Origin of the sequence: Herbaspirillum chlorophenolicum (genome assembly GCF_001189955.1) — a bacterium.
In the GTDB taxonomy this organism is placed as follows: Bacteria; Pseudomonadota; Gammaproteobacteria; order Burkholderiales; family Burkholderiaceae_D; genus Herbaspirillum; species Herbaspirillum chlorophenolicum.
Genome location: NZ_LFLT01000007.1, coordinates 126,554 through 141,994 on the forward strand (window position 1 = coordinate 126,554; position 15,441 = coordinate 141,994).

Below are 15,441 nucleotides of genomic sequence, written 5' to 3' on the forward strand. Positions count from 1 at the left end.
AGCGGAGGCCGAAGCCCCCGCTGTGATTACAGAAGACCAGACTCGGCGAACGAGTACGGTGTGCCCTGGCCAATCACGAAATGGTCGAGTACCCGCACGTCGATAAGCGCCAAGGCCGTCTTCAACTGCTCGGTCAGCACGCGATCCGCATTGGATGGCTCGGTGGTGCCCGAGGGGTGCTGATGGGCGAAGATGACCGCAGCGGCGTTCAGTTGCAAAGCGCGCTGCAGCACGACACGTGGATAAACCGAGGTCGCATTGATCGTTCCATGGAACATCGGCTCCACGGCCAGCACGTCGTGCATGCTGTTCATGAACACGACGACGAATATCTCATTGGGCTCGGCGACCAGCTTCAAGCGAAGGTAGTCCCTGACCGCTGCGGGCCGCTCAAGGCGCGGCCCTGCTTTGAAAACCCGCCGCTCCAGCAACACGATGGCTTGCTGAACGATCCAGTCCTCGTTCTGAATAGAAATATTGGAAAGCGACTCCAGGCAGGAGTCATTGATGACGACAGACATGGCGAACCTCCAGACAGGGAAATCGGAGGGCGCACATGCCCCAGGAGGGCAGGCCCTCCAGGGAATGGAACAACGGAACAAGGTGCATCCATCACCGCTGCTGCGGTGATCGTTCGCGGCCAGGATGCGAGGCGAACGGGTAGCGGTCAGCGCAGTGTGCTGCGCCGTAGCCTCAATGACCGCGGGCTACCTGGGCATGTCGCCGACGACGTCGGCAGGCATTTCGGTGGCAGGTGAAGCGACGGAATCCTCAGCCGCCAGCATGTCCATGGCCGACAACAGCGCATCGCCTTCGATCGGCCCCTGCAGCAGGATCGCCTGGCCGGTCTGGCGATCGTGCAGACGAATCGAAGGCGTCGCGGTCACGCCGCCCTTCATGGCTTCCTCGGCCTGAGCGCGAATCAACGCTTCGGGTCGCTCGCTTGCCAAACACTGCTCGACGGCTGGGTTGAGGCCGGGATAACGCAGTCCCTCAGGCAAGCCCAGGCCGTCGCTGCGCGTGTGCGCATAGACCCATTCAATGGCCTGCCAGAAAGCCGCATGCCCACCTGTCTCGGCGGCGCACTCGGCCAGGCGTGCCTCGGCGGAGGCGGCCGGCTCGTGCGCGACCAGCGGCTGGTGGTGCCATTGCAGGGCCACGTCCGCGTTGGCACCCACCCAGCGCTTGAGCTGCGGGAAGTACGCTCGGAAGAAGGGACATTCGAGGTCGGCATAGAGCGTCAGCGTGAATCGGCCCTCGGGGTTGCCCATCTGCCAGGGAGGCCCGGCTACCTGCGCCGTACTGACCGGCGCGGGAGGCAGCGACGCGGGTTCGCTGGGAATGCGGGACACGAGCCATATCAACAGCAGCGCGATCAATCCAGCGGCCAAGAACCAGGGCCAGCGCTTGCGCGAGCGCCGATGGCGGAACGCCTGCACCGGCATAGGAATGGAAGGACGCTTCGGTTTCACGGCAGTCTCCGGCGGCTATTGCGGCAGGCCCAAGGCTGGCGACTCGATGCCGCGCGCCTGGTCGATCTTCTCGGCCACCTTGAAGGCCGCGTCGAGTTCACTGATGCCGTGCTGCTGCATGAGTTGGTAACGCTCGGCTTTCTCCTCGGGTTCGGTCTGCGCGAGTGCGAGATAGAGGCTCGGTGGCACGGCCCGGAACAGCACTTCCAGGCTCTTGGAGAGGATGACACCCTCGGTGAACTTCCCGGCTTCTTTGCGCGCGGAAAGCATCAATGCTTTCTGAGCGGGTGACAGTTCGCGAAACCGGGCGATCTTCTCCACCTCATCGGGTGGCATCGACAGGCAGATCCACCACTCGATCATGTTGAGCATGGGCTCTGCGGCGCGCGGCAGATCGTCGATGTTTTGTGTGGCGAGCCAGAACCAGGCCCCCAGCTTGCGCCACATCTTGGTGATCTTCACCACGTAGGGGGCGAGCAGCGGGTTCTTGGTGATGATGTGCCCTTCGTCGGTGACGTTGATGATCGGGCGGCCCAGGTACTGATCGCGCTCGGCGATGTTGTTCACCGTGCTGATCAGGCTGATGTAGGCAATGGAGAGCTGCGCGTTGTAGCCCTCGCGGGCATAGGTCGCCAGATCAACCAGGGTGATGTCGGCTTCGGGCCACGGCGAACCGTCGCGGTCGAACATTTCGCCGTCCGTGCCTTGGCAGAACATGTCCATGGCGTCGGCCATTTCCAGCAGTCGCACACGCCGCATTTCCGGCAGCATCGGGTCTTGACTGCGCGTGCGCAGCGCGTTGCGCACATCGCGCGTGAGCACGGTGCGCTTCTCGTCATCCTTGCTGTGGCAGTGCTCTGCGGCATCGAGGATGCACTGGCGGATCAGCGAGCGGTCGGCCCGCGTCATCCGGGCTTCTTCCTTGTCTTCGCCGCCGGTGATCATCAGCCTCGCGGTGATCTCCAATTCGCCCAGCACGTCGCGCTGCTCATCCGCCTCCATGGCCACAGCATCGAGTGGCAGGTCTTCATCCAGCGCATCGGCATCGAGCGTCTGCACGTCGCTGGGCGTCTCGATCAGCCGCCGCGCATCCGCGAATGGCGCCAGGGTAACGCCCGAGCCCGGCGCGAGCTTGACCCGGTTCACGGTCAGGCCCAGGCGCCGGGCAAAATCGCTGAACAAGCCGAAGCTGTTGCCGGCCTCGACAATGAACAGCCGTGGCCGGTAGATCGCCGTGACCTGATTCAAGAGGTTGTTGAGGGTCGCCGACTTGCCCGAACCCGTCGGGCCGAACAGAAACAGGTGGGCATTCATCTGCCGATCCAGGCGGTTGAGCGGATCAAAGGTGATCGGCCCGCCGCCGCGGTTAAACATCGTGATGCCGGGGTGCCCCGTACCCTGGGCGCGGCCCCACACGGGCGAGAGGTTCGCCGTGTGCTGGGCGAACATCAGTTGGGTGTACCACTTGCGCCGATCCTGGCCGGGGTTGTAGCAGCACGGCAGCCAGCGCAGGTAGCTGTTCAGCGGCGCCACCTCGTCATCCTCGCGCACCGGCTGCAAGCCGGCGTTGAGCATGACGTTCGCCAGGTCCAGGCCGCGTCGGTCCAGTTCCGCCTCATCGCGCCCGCGCAGGTAGAACGCCAGGGTGCCGCGATAGAGCTTGTGCGCGCTGCCGATCAGGGAGCGGGCTTCATGCACGTCCTTGAGCGTCTGCTCCGACGCCAGCGTCTCGCCCACGGCCTTCTTCGCCAGGTGGTTGAGATCCGCTTCGAGAACATCCTGGGGCGTGGCGACCATCGTCAGGCAAAGGGTGGTGTCCTCGGGCATCTGGTCGAACAGCGTGTTGATCGCATCGCCCTTGCGGGTTTCACCGGTCAGGTGCCCCGTGCCCGGCGGCATGCGCAGGCGGTCGGTGATCAGTACGCGGTGCGGCATGCCGTCGAAATGCCAGGTGCCGTGCGCCACGTCGGTACGCGGCTGGCCGAAGAACAGCCGCTGGCTGAAATCCCGCCCGCTCGCCAATTCGATCTCGCCGTCTTCGCCGGCCTCCGTACTTTCGGGGTAGCGCGCCAGCGCATAGAAGCGCTCCCGGTCTTCGGCCCCAGGCCCAAGCAACGTGGGACGCGGGTTGAACCAGCGCAGCAGCCAGTCGTGAACATCCGCAGCCACCATGCGCCTGGCCTGAATGCCGGCGTTCGCCAGTCCGCCGCACAGGCGGTCGCAGACGATATTGAGCATCTGCTCGGGCGTCTGGCCGCGGCGGCCGTTTTGCCCTTGGCCGGTCACGCGGCGATAGACCACCATGCGCACGCGCCGGGTCTGGCCGCGCCAGCGCAGCCGTGTGACCACCGTGTCCTCGAACAGGCCGCCCGGCTTGGCCACCGCGCGCAGGTGGTGGCCGAAGAAGCGCAGGTAGAACTCGCTGAACGCCGTATCACGGGCGCGCGGCTGCACATAGTCGCGCAGGGTCTGCATGTACTGGTCGAAACTGGGCTCGTCCTGAGCGTAGAGCTGCAGCACCCAGGGGTTCTCGTCCAGTTCATCGAAACTGTCCTGCAGCGCGTTCTCCAAGGCATCGCGGGCCTGCGCGAGCCAGCCGGGTTCCCGGCCTTCGGTGCCCAGCGGCACCAGCTCGTAGAACGCCGCCACCGATTGCCCGTCCTCCAGCAACATGGCCTTCGACTGCGGCAGGAACTCCACCCAGGGCAGCAGTTCCACGAACGACGGCGCGACCTCGTACAGCGCCTGCTCGTCTGCCATGGTCGCCGGCCTGCGAGCTTGCACCGCCGCGCCGGGTTCGGGGAGGCCGGCCTGGTGCAGTGCCTCGACGTGGCGCTGCCAGCCGTCCGGCTGCTCGTCATCGGCAGCGCCGGACGCGGCCAGCTTCGGCCAGGGGAGTTTCCAGCGCATCAGTAGTCCTCCACGCGCTCGCCTGGCATGGCGTACTGCACGCGCTGGTACAGCGGGAACACGGTCGTATAGCCCGGAATCGGCACCGGGTCGGTGCCCGCCAAATGGGGATACACGTACATGACGAGGTCGGGGTTGGGCAGGCGCTGGAACTGGCGATAGACCTCGTTGCGCGCCGTGCGCGTGTAGCGCATCTGCTCGGCAGGTGCTACCTGCACATCCATCTCGGTCAGCGGCCTGCGCAGGCTCTGGCGTGCATCGAGCAACTGCCTGCGCGCCACCTGGCCGGCGCCACCGCCGCCGTCACCGGCGTTCTGTTGCCAGATGTCCATCATCGTGCTGTCGCCGTGGGTCAGCAGCTTTTCCTTGCTGGTGGCGCAGCCGCCGAGCAGCGCGACGGCCAAGGCCAGCGCCAGGCCTTGAGCCCAGCTATTCAAGTTCGAGAGCATGGCTTTCTCCTGCGCGGTGATCGACCTTGCGGCCTTCTGGGTCGAAGTCGATGGCGAGCGGCTTTTCGAGGTGGATGGCGACCTTGGCACCGGGCTGCACATAAACGGCAGCGAAGGCCTGGCCGTAGAGCTTGTTGACCCAGCTCGACATGTCCTGAACGCCACTGGCGAGAATCCGGCCCACGGCTTCCTGGCCGCTGATGCCCACGCTGCCGATGGAGCCGTCGGCGCCGACATAGGACGCCCTGCCGCTGTCGGATTCGATCAGTGAGGCCACGCCAGCGCCAGCCGCCGTGATCAGCGCCTGGGTGCCGAGGTACTGCTGCGCATTGCTGCGCCGCTCGCCGCTGACACAGGGAATGCCGTGCGGATCGCTGATCCAGCCCAGGCCGTCGCGTTGTTGGTTGTTTTGCTGGTTGCCCTCGCGATCCTCGGGAATGGTGCGGATGGTCCCGTCATGGAACACGAAGGTAATGCTGCGCACCTGGCCGCGCACGCACGAGAGCGTCCAGTCGCCCGATGCGGTGCCGGAGAACACGGCTCCGGCCACATCGGGAATGTCGATACCGTTCGCGGTCAAATTGTCCGGCCCGACCAAGACCTTGAAGGGGTATGGGTCGTTCACCGTACCGTCGATCGGCACGCGGCCAATCAGCGCCGTCATCGCCACCGACCCCATCAGCGTTGAGTTGGTCGGCACGGTATAGACGGGCGTCGCGCTCTTGACGCCTGCCGCGCGTGCGCCCGCGTTCGCCACGGTTTGCGCTGTGGTTTCCAGCGTGCTCTGTGCAGAACCGAAACTGGTGGGGAAGTTTATGCCGCCATTCGACCTGCCGCGCCCGTCGCTTTGTTTCGCGTCATCTGGCTCCACCCAGCGCATACCGCCTTCCATGCCAGCCTCGTCGCCGTCACGTAGGCCCAGCCCCACCGGCAAATCGGCATGGCCGCCGCCACGTCCGCCGATGCTGTCCAGGCGCTGCTGCAGGTCAGCGAGCAGCCCCTCGGTCTGCTGGCGCGCGCTGGCCGCCTGCTGTTGGTCGCGCCGCAAGTTGGAGCGCTCGGATTCGAGGGCCGAACTGATGCGCTGGTCGATGGCGTTCTCGCGCTGGCGCAGTCGCTGATTCTCCTCACGCTGCGACCTGTTGTCGGACAGCGCGGTCTGAAGCTCGGTACGCAACTGCTTCACCTGGGCAACGAGTGTTGCCACGGTGTCGCGCGGGGTATCGCCCTCGATGCCCAGCGCCTTCATTTCCTCCGGCGTGAGCCTGCCGCCGCCATCCGCGACAGGCGGTGCCGCCGTACCTCCACCGGAGAGCAGCCGGATGGCGACGAACAGCACCAGCAGGGCCACGGGGATCAGCAGCCACTTCAGGAGTCCGTTACTGCGCATGGCGAGCCTCCCTGTCGTCGCTGGCTGCTGCTTTTGGCTGCGGGCGATGCACAGCGGGGTCGAAGCGATGGATCGCTGGAAGCAGCGACTGTGCGAGGCCGCGACCGCGCGTCACCAGGTACAGGACGGTCGTGTCCTCGGAGGTTCCGCGCGGGCCAAGCGCCTCGTGCTGGAAGGTGGCGGTGAGGAAATCGCCTTGCAGCATGCGCGGGTCGAGGCTGATCCAGTCGCTGCTGTTGTTGGTCAGGCGCACGGCAGTGACCCACTGGTTTTCCAGACGCCACGAGGCGAGCGCCACAGCGCGCACCGGCAAGGTCGGCATCAGCGTGCCGAGGTCGAGGTCGCGGCGCAGGTTGACCCGCATGACGCCTGGCAAGGGTTCCACGGTGCGCAGCGGTGCGTAGAGGTTCTGCGCAGCAAAACGTGTCAGCACGACGGGAATTGGCGTTTCGCGCCGCGCCGTCCAGGTGTCCGCCTGATCCTGGGCGCGCGCGTGGGGCGCATCGGCACCGTCAGGCTGATCGCCATAGCGCGCTGGCGAGCTGTTGCCCTCGACGATGCGCACCGGCTCCAGCTCGGCCTCGCCGTCCTTGGGCGGCTCCGCCGCAATGTCGAGCAGGATCAGCGCGCCCGTATCGACGTCCTGCAATTGCAGCCGCGTGGGCTCGATCGGCTCGCTGGCACGCAGGTACACCGCGCCGCCCGCGCTCTGCACGCGCAACCGCTCACCGACACCTGCGGGAACGCCCACGCGGACGTTTCGGTCGATGAACACGATGCGCTCCTGGCCGACCTTCAACGGCACCGCCAGCGGCATGCGCTCCCAACGCAGGATCTCCACCGCCTGGACAGCGGGGGACACAACCACTGTGGCGGCCACGGCCAGAAGCCCCAGCAGCGCGAGTACAGGATGCTTCATGGAATTCATGGGGAATTGCCTCCTTGAGGCGCTTGCGGCGTCAGGCCACCAGGCACCGGGCGCGTCGGCTCCGGTGCGCTGATGCGCTGGGGCGTGCCCTCGTAGCAGTCGAGCACCAGGCCGAACGGGTTGCGTGCTGGATCGACGTCCACCCGTGCGACCTTTACGGGGTAGCGCACCAGGGCGCGCTTGACCTGCTCGGCGCCGTAGTACTCGTCGGCGCTGATGTCCAGAGTCACCACCCAGTCGCGGTCGGAAATGACACGCACGCGCGCCGTGGGGTTGTCTCCATAGCTGCGGCCGGGAATTTCGTAGATGCCGCGCACACGCTGGCGCAGCTCGCCGGTGCTGCGGCGATAGTCGTAGTCCGCCTTGAGGAACGCCTGGCAGGACGGGGTGAGATATGGCGAGAGCATGTGGAGGTTGCGCGGGTAGTCTTCTTCGCCATTCGTCGGCCAGCGGTTGAGTGTCTGGAACACGTAGAACGTGAATGCATAGACCGACTCGGGCGGTACTTCCCACCACTTGCGGGTACTGCCGGAGCGCAGGTCGGGCGGGACATGGATGGTCAGATCGCGCGGTGCGCTCCACCAGCCGCCGCCCATGACCAGGGCGACAATGACCAGCGCGCCCGCGCCGAGGCGCAGCGTCTTGATGTGCGCCTGAAGGTGGGTGATCTCGTTCTTGAAACGGCTCATCGTGCGCCCCCGTGCGTGCCCCTGCGGGTAGTCCAGAAGCCAGAGCGCGAGATCAGCACATGGCCGCCCACCCAGCCCGCCATCAGCGGATAGTGCGTGGCAATGCGCCACTGCAACTGCCGGTACAGCCAGGTGTCGGGACGCCCACGCTTGAGGCGGCGCAGGATGCCGCCGCCGATGAAAACGCCCAGCGCCACGCCCAAGACAACGAAGGTCGGCGCGATGGCAATCGTGCGGAACATCCAGGACAGCGGCGCGCCAACCACCAGGCCGGCAGCGCCGGACAGGCCGCAGCAGATCCACAACTCGTCGGCGGTGAGGCCGCGCACGACCACCGGGTGCCTGTTGAGCCGGTGTGGAAGGAACGTGACCGTCCCATCGGCACGGACATGCTGTTGCTCGGACATGGCCCGTCCTCGCTTACAGGATGCCGGTGGCTTCGGTGAGCAGCCAGATGCCGATCACGAGCAGGACGGCGCCGATGGCGACCGTGAGGCCGAACTGGCCCCAGGTCTTGCGGCCGGTGTGGATTTCCGCGTAGGTGCCGTAGGCGTGGTAGCACACGCCAATGAACATCGACGCCACCACCAGGAGGGCCACGAGCATGATGATGTCGTAGCCGTAGTTCCTGATCGTTTCCATGATGCCGCTGCCAGCGCCGCGGGTTGGGTTTTCCAACTGCGGCAGCCCTTGCGCGAACGTCAGCACGGGCAGCGCGGTGGCACCCAGGGCGACGGCGGCGCGTTGGGCAAAACGAGTAGTGAGGATGCGGTTTTGCATGGTCAAACCCTTCAGGTCAGGAGAGGAGGAAGAACGTCAGGACGAGGTACATCGCGACGAAGCGGATGCAGACGCCGAGGAACTGGCGTTGGTTGAGGCGGTTCTCGGCCCACCCCACGTAGGCCGTTCGGATGGCCCAGACGCCCCAGACGAGCAGAACCGCGAACACGACGCCGACCAGGACGGTCGCCATCGCGGACGGCGCGATACCGCTGTTGGCTTGAAATGCCGAGACCTGGGCGCCGTTCATGGTTTGCCCTGCGCAGTCGTCGGCAGCGATGGCGGGGCGGCCCGCTCAGTGCGGTACTCGCCAGTCAGTTCGGAGAGATCGCGTGGCTGTGCGCGCGACGGTGTGAGATGGGCCTGGATGCCGGCGCGCACGCGCGCCAGGTCAGCCAGCAGTTGCGGGTAATCGAAGTGATAGCGCTCGCCCGGCTGGATGGGAACCTGTGCAGCGCCGCCCGCGACGGTGCGCTCCAGCGCATCGAGCTGGCGCAGCGCAGCGACCAGCTCCTGGCGCTGTGCCGGGGATTCGGCCAACGCCATCGAAGACTGCCCCATCAGCAGGGCCGTCACGAGAAAGGTGGGCACGCCGCGATGCGCGGCGCGCAGCCAGATCGGAGCCAACATCGCGCCATTCCTGTGTGATCAGCAATGGCTTGATCGTGGCGATCAGAGGCGTTTCAGGCCGCAAACAATAAGAACCTGCGGATGACCGGATTGATGGCCTAGAGGTACTTCTTGAAGCTCCCTGCAGTCAGGCTCACCGCCAGTCCCAGCAAGGCGGCGCTCGGCAGCAGAATCAGCAACGGATGCACCGAGATCGGTAGCGCCAGATACGTCACCCAAGGCAGCACGGCCAGCGGCATCAGGCTGGCTTTGGCACGGTGATAGATAAAGCCGGATTCGCGGCCCGCGCCGAACCGGCGTACATCGCGGCGCACCAAGCCGTCGATCAAACCAACAAATGCCGCCGTGAAGATCAGCGGAAGTGTGAGCGCCAGGACCAACAGGCGCACCAGAAAAGTGAGCGTGGTGAAGGCGGCAGCGATCAGGTAGCTTTCGGCCCAAACATAGACTTGGCTGATGAAGTAACGGAAGTTCCGCGCTTGCCCCTGGCTGGGCGCACGGGCGCGCTCGGCAGTCTGACTCATGCGCTCCAGCAGCCCCGATCGCACGAACACCCATTCGTAGCCAGTGTCCACCAACTCATGCGCCGTGCGCCCCGGCTCCTGCACGACCACGCTGCGTGTGAAGTGGTTGGACAGGTGCCCCAACTCGTACTGCAACATCTGCTGGGAGTGCTGCCAGCCCTGGTCCTTCCAGAACAGGTGCATGCCGATGCACTCCATCAGGATCGAGAACAGCAGCGAGCCGACCAGTACCCCTAGCAGCCGGAACGGCAAGGTGATGGTGCCGACGATCAGACCTTGGCGGCGGTTCTGCTCGCGCTGCGCAGTGGAGGCGGCATCGCTCATGGCGCGGCCTCTTCGCTGGCCGTGTCGCCCGTGTCGGTGATGGGTGTGGCGATGGCCGCCTCATCGAGCAGGTCGTCCGGCAAGGCCGCGTCCTGCAAGACCGGGGAGCTGGTGAACTCCCACCACTGCGTGGCCTCGCTGTAGCTCTGGCGCATGTGCCCAGCCAGTTGCTGCAAGTCCGCCGGCATCACTTCATCCGGGTCTGGCGTCGGCAACGGCATGCGCACCTTCCAGAGCTGGCCACCCTGCAGCAGCGCGAAGCACTGGCCTTTGGGCAGGCCGACGACGTGCGATGGCTCGATCATCGGCACGCTGGACATGCTGATGCGATCCTGGGTGTTTGACGTAAAGTCCGTCGCGCCGCGAATGTCCGAGCTGTCGGTCGCGCCGCTGACGATGGTGGTCGTATAGACCTCGACCTTCGGCAATTGCCGGGTCAGCAATTCGGCGGTAGCCGTCTCGCGCACGCGCAGCATGAACAGGTTGTTGAAGTTGCCGATCACCTGACCGGCCTTCGCGCGGTTGCCGATGCGGGCTTCGATGTCCGAGAGGGTCTGCGTGTACGCGGTAACTTGCAGGCCAGCGCCGCCGCCCTTGTTGATCAGCGGAATGAACTCGTCACCCATCAACTCGTTGAACTCATCGGCGTGGACGTTGATCGGCACGCGCGAGCCCGCCGATGCGCCCGGCAGGCCGTCGTCGATCCCGTGCTTGTAGATGTGGCCGGCGACCGAAACCAGGTCGGAAAACATTGAATTGCCGACCGCCGCAGCGACCTCGGCATCGGACAGCGCATCCAGGCCGACATAGACCACAGCGCGCTTTCGGATGACCTGCATCCAATCGAAGATCGGACGCGGGTCGGTCAGGTCGGAGTAGTTCGGGGCCAGAAGCTGGGCGATCTTGCCGCTGGTGAGCTTCTCCAGCAGCGGCAGCAGCGATGCGACGATCTTGTCGAAGTAAGTCTTGTCGTAGCGCACTGCCGAGCGCAGGCCGTCGAGCACGGGGTCGTAGTTGCGCGCCTGGGAGAGGTACTGCTCCAGCGCCACCACGCGCTTTTCGCGCCCGATCATGTTGCGCGGGATGTTCTTCTCGTTGAGCTTGGCCTCGATCTGGACGATCACCTCCCAGGCCTTGGGCTCGTTCTTGGCGAAGTAGTGCTGGGCGTACTCGATGAACAGCGCGTCGATGTTGATCACATGGCGCTGGATCAGCATGTAGTCCGGGCGCTGCCCCAGCTCCACCAGGGCGCGGGCGATGATGTTGACGAAGCGCCACGCGAACTCGCGAAATGCCGCGCTGTTGCCTTCCCCGGAGAGCTGCCCTGCAACACGGGTGGCCACCTCGCTGATGCGCCCAAAGCGGCCCACGGCGTTGTAGCGCGCGGAAATGTCCGGCCAGCCCAAATGGAAGACATAGAACTCGCCCTCGCGGCCCGCACGCTTGGCCTCGACGTACACCCGCTTCAAAAGATCGGCGTCGCCCTTGGGGTCGATGACGATGACGACCTCGTGCTCGCCGTCGGCGCTCTTGCGCCGGATGTCCTGAGTCACGAACAACTCGGCCAACCGCGTCTTGCCCACGCGCGTGGTGCCCAGCACCAGCGAATGCCCGACGCGCTCACCCAGCGGTAGGCTGACGTCCACCTCATCGGGTTCGATGCCGTGCAGGCGCGGCAGGCCGCCCACAGGCGGCAGCGGGCGCACCGGGTTGAAAGGCACATCCCAGCCCGTGAGCGCGGGCAGCCGGGACAGCGGGAATGGCGCGAACTCCAGCCGTTCCTCCAACCTGCGCGCCAGCTGGTAGGCCGGCGTCAGCTCGACGTAGCGGCGAAATTCCGGTCTGTATGTCTGCATCAGCCGATGGGTGTGTTTCTGCTCCCACAGAAATCCGCGCCCCACGAACAGACGCTGCTGGCTGACCGGCACGTCCTTGCTGGTCATCACATAGCGCGGCAAGCGGCGAATATTGCGCCGGTAGCGCAGGATGACGCGGGCATCGCGGTAGCGGATGGCGCCGTAGGCGCAGAACGCCAGCGCACTGCCGACGCCCATGGCGGGACTCAGCGCGAGCGACCACGGGGCCACCAGGGACAGAAACGCGGCGCCTGCACACGCCGCGACGGTATAGAGCTCCACCGCTGGGCGCAGCAAAACCTCGACCGGCTGTTTCCCCGACATGGCTTCATTGCTCGATGCCGGTGGCTGTGATCAGCACCGGGTAATGCCGCAGACCCAGGCGCTCGGCCAGGTCGTCACCGGCCACAGGCGCGAGGGGTACGCCCGGCACCAGGGCGCGCAGCCGTGCCAGGCCCTGCACGGTCTCGACATTGACCACCAGGCCCACCGCGCCGCGCTCGCGCAGGGGTGTTGCCTGGCTGCGCAGCCAGGCGTGGGACGCCTCGTCGTCGCCGACGACCACGAAAGGCCGCAGGCCCGGTGCCTCGATCACCCGCCGCGCGACGGTGCCAGGCGTGAGCTTGGCACTGCGCACCGGCAACATCGCGGCCTCATCCATGGGCGTGGCGGGCACCGGGAGCATCGGGATGGGCGGTCGGGCCGGAGCATTGGCGCGCGGCTGAAGGTTCAGAGCCTCGTAGTACGGCAGCGCCGACGTGCCGCCACGGTCTTCGACCACGATCAGCGGCTCGCCGGCACGCGAGGCCAGCGGCAGAGCCGCCAGCAGCACGAGCAAGCCCTTCAGTGTGAGATGGGTCAAATGGGATGTTTTCATGGGGTGCTCTCCTGGCGTGCGGCGAAGGCCGCGGCGGTTGGGTGCGTGCCCTGCACACGGGCAAGGTGGCGCGACACGCTGCGCCGGTAACGGGCGGCAGGTTCTCCGCCCGCAGGACGGTGGTAGCGACCGATCGCCAGCAACCAGTCCTCGCCCGAGGTGTGCTGCTCCTTCAGGATTTCAGCGGCGATGGAGAGATTGCGGTACGGGTCGAGCAAGTCGCACGGGCTGACATAGCGCTGCTGGTGGTAGCCGAGGTTGATCTGGCCCAGGCCCGCGTCGATGCGTGTGTGCGGCGTGGCGCGCATCGCCTGCTGCAAACCAGCGCAGGCGTCGGCACGGGTGGCGAAGCGGCGCGACTGACCGGCGACGTTGAGCGACCACGGCCATGGGACGATGCGCCCGTTGCGGCGGATGCCGCTCTCCTGCAAGGCCACGGCGTAGAGCACCGACGAGGGGATGCCCGCGCGCTGTGCGGCAAGCTGGTAAGCCGGTGGCGGAAGCTCCTGGGCATGGGCATGGGCGGCGCAGGCGCACAGGCCCGCCGCGATCACCAGTACGCGCAAGCACTGCGAAACGGAGGTGGCCGCTATGGCTGGCGCTGCCATTGACCGTTCACCTCGCGCACGACCGCAGGAAGGTCTCCGGGCAAGCTCAGCGACAGCCACCGCCCGCCATCATGGTTGAGCGTGATGCCACCGCTGCGCACGCGCGCCGGATCGACGTTCGCACGCTTGGCCCAGTCGCGGATGCGCGTGTCGTCTTGGCGGCTGCCGACCATGTACAGGTCGAACTCGGTGCCGGACGATTGCAGGCGCTGCACAAGCTGCCCGCATGCCGCGCAGCCGTCCTTGATGAACACGGCCGTGCGGCCTGAACCGCGCAAGGGGTTGGCGCTGGTGCCGGCGCCGGGCTTGTCGTCAGGCAGGTTCACCCGCTGCATGCCGGGATTCAGGCGCAGCCAGGCCTCGTCGTAGGCACGTTGGTAGGCGAGCAGCTTCTCGACGCGGCGCGCTTCGATCTGCACCTGCAGCTCTGCGTAGCGGCGCCGTTCCTCGTCGGTGCGCGCCTCGATGCCCAGGGCGGACAGTGGGTCCAGGTTGGGCGAGTAGATGCCCAGCGGCCCGTCCATCAGTTCGCGATAGCGCGCCCACTCCTGCGGTTGCAGGCCCCAGTCGCTTGCCGCCCGGTCGTCCAGGGAGCGAGTAACCAGCGGGCGCTCCTGACTGTGCGCATTGCCGGCGGGAGCCGTGGCCGGTTGCTGCGCCCAAGCGGACAACTGGGCAGACACCAGCAGAAGCACGGAAAGGATGATCGACGGTTTCATGTCGTGCGCTCCGATCACGGAATCGCCAAACGGCGGGTCTGGTCGCCGGTCTGGAACACCGCGGTGTTGCCCTCGATCGCCTGAAAGCGCCATGGGCCGAGCGAATCGCCGGGCAGCAGCACCTCAAGCTGGTCGGGCGTGTAAGACCCGGCGCTCGGCGCAACGGACAGGCTGCGCTGGCCAGCCCGAAGCTCGGCACCGACGATGCGAAATGGCAGTGGCGGCGGCGCTGGTTTGGCGGTGGGCCTGCTCGGTGAGCGCGGCTGAGCGGGCGCTGCGGCACGCGCAACAGTCTGGCGCGTCTTGATTTGCTCGACCTCGGTGCGCAGCGCCTGAAGATCTTCGGCAGCGGCATAGCCGCTCAGCGTTGTCTCGACCTGGGCAGCGCGTGCTTCCAGGAGTTCGCGGGTATCTTTGAGGTCTGCCGCTGTTGCGACGGCCGGACGCTCCTGGATGGCCTCAATGGCCTCGGCCAGGCTCGCCGCCTGCGCTTCGAGACGTTGCAGGCGGGAATCAAGCAGCGACTGGTCGGCCTGGTCGTTCATGGTCTGGTAGCTCAGGGCAGCGAAAACGCTGAGGCCGATCAGCCAGAGCCACATCAGGCTCTGCAACACCACGGCGGTGATCGGGCGCCGGGGAGACTGCGCGGCATTCATGGCTGGCCTCCCGAAACCGAAGGCATCAGCGGAAACGTCTGCACCGCCTCGGCAGCAGGCGGCTCGTGTGCGTGCTCGGCAGTCGCACTGCCTCCAGGCCGCTCGAAGCAAATCTGCCGTGTCCGTTCATCCGCATGCAGTTCCCAGGCCGAGCCAGCCAGGGTGAGCAGCGCATCGCGCAAGGTCATGGGGCCAAGATGCAGGTGTGCCGCCGGCAGCGGGAGCGCATACAACTCGGTCACGGCGCGAGGCGTCTCGCAAAGTTGGTAGCCGCTGCGTTTGAGCACATGCCGCAGGCCATCGCCCACCGTGGCACGGGCATCCTCGGGCATGGACACGTCGATGGTCTGCAACAGCAAGTCACGCTGCGCCGCCGTGGGTGCCAGCTCGACCAGCGTGTAGCGGCCATAGCGCACGACGGGAATGAACTCGGGTGCGTCGGGTTCGGGAATGGTCAAGACTGCCTCTACGGCGTCTGGCACCAGCGGCGCGGTGGTGGTCGCGCAGCCGCTGGCCAGCGCTGCGGCCAGGAGACCAGCGCCGACCAGACGCCGGGATACATGGGTTGCGGGCATGGCATCGGCTCTTCTGTTGCGATGCCGATACCTTGGCGGCACGGTGTCGTGCGG

Annotated in this window: 18 protein-coding genes; all 18 read right to left on the minus strand. The window is 66.3% G+C overall.

What is annotated here, in order from left to right; translation table 11 throughout:
- Positions 1-26 precede the first annotated feature (26 nt).
- The 18 genes from radC to pilL2 all read right to left on the minus strand — a co-directional run bounded on the left by radC (position 27) and on the right by pilL2 (position 15,387).
- The gene (radC, locus tag AKL28_RS06925) at positions 27-521 is read right to left on the minus strand and encodes a RadC family protein (RefSeq protein ID WP_050467376.1); all 495 of its coding nucleotides are present in this window, start codon (positions 519-521) and stop codon (positions 27-29) included.
- A gap of 186 nt (positions 522-707) precedes the next feature.
- Positions 708-1,472 (minus strand): DsbA family protein, encoded by a 765-nt coding sequence (locus AKL28_RS06930; RefSeq protein ID WP_050467378.1) that lies wholly within the window; start codon positions 1,470-1,472, stop codon positions 708-710.
- A 15-nt stretch (positions 1,473-1,487) separates the two neighbouring features.
- Entirely contained in the window at positions 1,488-4,382 is a 2,895-nt protein-coding gene (locus tag AKL28_RS06935) for a conjugative transfer ATPase (RefSeq protein ID WP_050467379.1), read from the minus strand.
- Entirely contained in the window at positions 4,382-4,831 is a 450-nt protein-coding gene (locus AKL28_RS06940) for a TIGR03751 family conjugal transfer lipoprotein (protein ID WP_050467380.1), read from the minus strand. The genes AKL28_RS06935 and AKL28_RS06940 overlap by 1 nt, the downstream gene beginning before the upstream one ends.
- On the minus strand, positions 4,812-6,221 hold the full coding sequence (locus AKL28_RS06945; RefSeq protein WP_050467381.1) for a TIGR03752 family integrating conjugative element protein: 1,410 nt from the start codon (positions 6,219-6,221) through the stop codon (positions 4,812-4,814). The genes AKL28_RS06940 and AKL28_RS06945 overlap by 20 nt, the downstream gene beginning before the upstream one ends.
- The gene (locus tag AKL28_RS06950; RefSeq protein WP_050467414.1) at positions 6,211-7,140 is read right to left on the minus strand and encodes a TIGR03749 family integrating conjugative element protein; all 930 of its coding nucleotides are present in this window, start codon (positions 7,138-7,140) and stop codon (positions 6,211-6,213) included. Before AKL28_RS06950 ends, AKL28_RS06945 begins: the two co-directional genes overlap by 11 nt.
- 5 nt (positions 7,141-7,145) lie before the next feature.
- A complete protein-coding gene (locus tag AKL28_RS06955; RefSeq protein ID WP_050467382.1) occupies positions 7,146-7,838 on the minus strand; it encodes a PFL_4703 family integrating conjugative element protein in 693 nt (230 codons plus the stop codon).
- On the minus strand, positions 7,835-8,245 hold the full coding sequence (locus tag AKL28_RS06960) for a TIGR03750 family conjugal transfer protein (RefSeq protein WP_050467383.1): 411 nt from the start codon (positions 8,243-8,245) through the stop codon (positions 7,835-7,837). Before AKL28_RS06960 ends, AKL28_RS06955 begins: the two co-directional genes overlap by 4 nt.
- Positions 8,246-8,258: 13 nt before the next feature.
- Positions 8,259-8,618 carry a TIGR03745 family integrating conjugative element membrane protein gene (locus tag AKL28_RS06965; RefSeq protein ID WP_050467384.1) on the minus strand — a complete coding sequence of 120 codons (360 nt, stop codon included), beginning with the start codon at positions 8,616-8,618 and terminating at the stop codon, positions 8,259-8,261.
- Between the two features lie 16 nt (positions 8,619-8,634).
- Positions 8,635-8,868 (minus strand): TIGR03758 family integrating conjugative element protein, encoded by a 234-nt coding sequence (locus AKL28_RS06970; RefSeq protein WP_022579861.1) that lies wholly within the window; start codon positions 8,866-8,868, stop codon positions 8,635-8,637.
- Positions 8,865-9,248: an integrative conjugative element protein, RAQPRD family gene (locus AKL28_RS06975; protein ID WP_050467385.1), complete on the minus strand. Its 384-nt coding sequence runs from the start codon at positions 9,246-9,248 to the stop codon at positions 8,865-8,867. Before AKL28_RS06975 ends, AKL28_RS06970 begins: the two co-directional genes overlap by 4 nt.
- A gap of 98 nt (positions 9,249-9,346) precedes the next feature.
- The gene (locus tag AKL28_RS06980) at positions 9,347-10,096 is read right to left on the minus strand and encodes a TIGR03747 family integrating conjugative element membrane protein (RefSeq protein ID WP_050467386.1); all 750 of its coding nucleotides are present in this window, start codon (positions 10,094-10,096) and stop codon (positions 9,347-9,349) included.
- Positions 10,093-12,276, minus strand: coding sequence for a type IV conjugative transfer system coupling protein TraD (gene traD, locus AKL28_RS06985; RefSeq protein WP_050467387.1), 2,184 nt, complete (start codon positions 12,274-12,276; stop codon positions 10,093-10,095). Before traD ends, AKL28_RS06980 begins: the two co-directional genes overlap by 4 nt.
- A gap of 4 nt (positions 12,277-12,280) precedes the next feature.
- Positions 12,281-12,829 carry an integrating conjugative element protein gene (locus AKL28_RS06990; RefSeq protein ID WP_050467388.1) on the minus strand — a complete coding sequence of 183 codons (549 nt, stop codon included), beginning with the start codon at positions 12,827-12,829 and terminating at the stop codon, positions 12,281-12,283.
- The gene (locus tag AKL28_RS06995) at positions 12,826-13,437 is read right to left on the minus strand and encodes a transglycosylase SLT domain-containing protein (RefSeq protein ID WP_050467389.1); all 612 of its coding nucleotides are present in this window, start codon (positions 13,435-13,437) and stop codon (positions 12,826-12,828) included. The genes AKL28_RS06990 and AKL28_RS06995 overlap by 4 nt, the downstream gene beginning before the upstream one ends.
- The gene (locus tag AKL28_RS07000) at positions 13,419-14,156 is read right to left on the minus strand and encodes a TIGR03759 family integrating conjugative element protein (protein ID WP_050467415.1); all 738 of its coding nucleotides are present in this window, start codon (positions 14,154-14,156) and stop codon (positions 13,419-13,421) included. The genes AKL28_RS06995 and AKL28_RS07000 overlap by 19 nt, the downstream gene beginning before the upstream one ends.
- Before the next feature lie 14 nt (positions 14,157-14,170).
- Positions 14,171-14,812 (minus strand): hypothetical protein, encoded by a 642-nt coding sequence (locus AKL28_RS07005; RefSeq protein WP_050467390.1) that lies wholly within the window; start codon positions 14,810-14,812, stop codon positions 14,171-14,173.
- Positions 14,809-15,387 carry a PFGI-1 class ICE element type IV pilus protein PilL2 gene (gene pilL2, locus AKL28_RS07010; protein WP_050467391.1) on the minus strand — a complete coding sequence of 193 codons (579 nt, stop codon included), beginning with the start codon at positions 15,385-15,387 and terminating at the stop codon, positions 14,809-14,811. Before pilL2 ends, AKL28_RS07005 begins: the two co-directional genes overlap by 4 nt.
- Between the last annotated feature and the right edge of the window lie 54 nt (positions 15,388-15,441).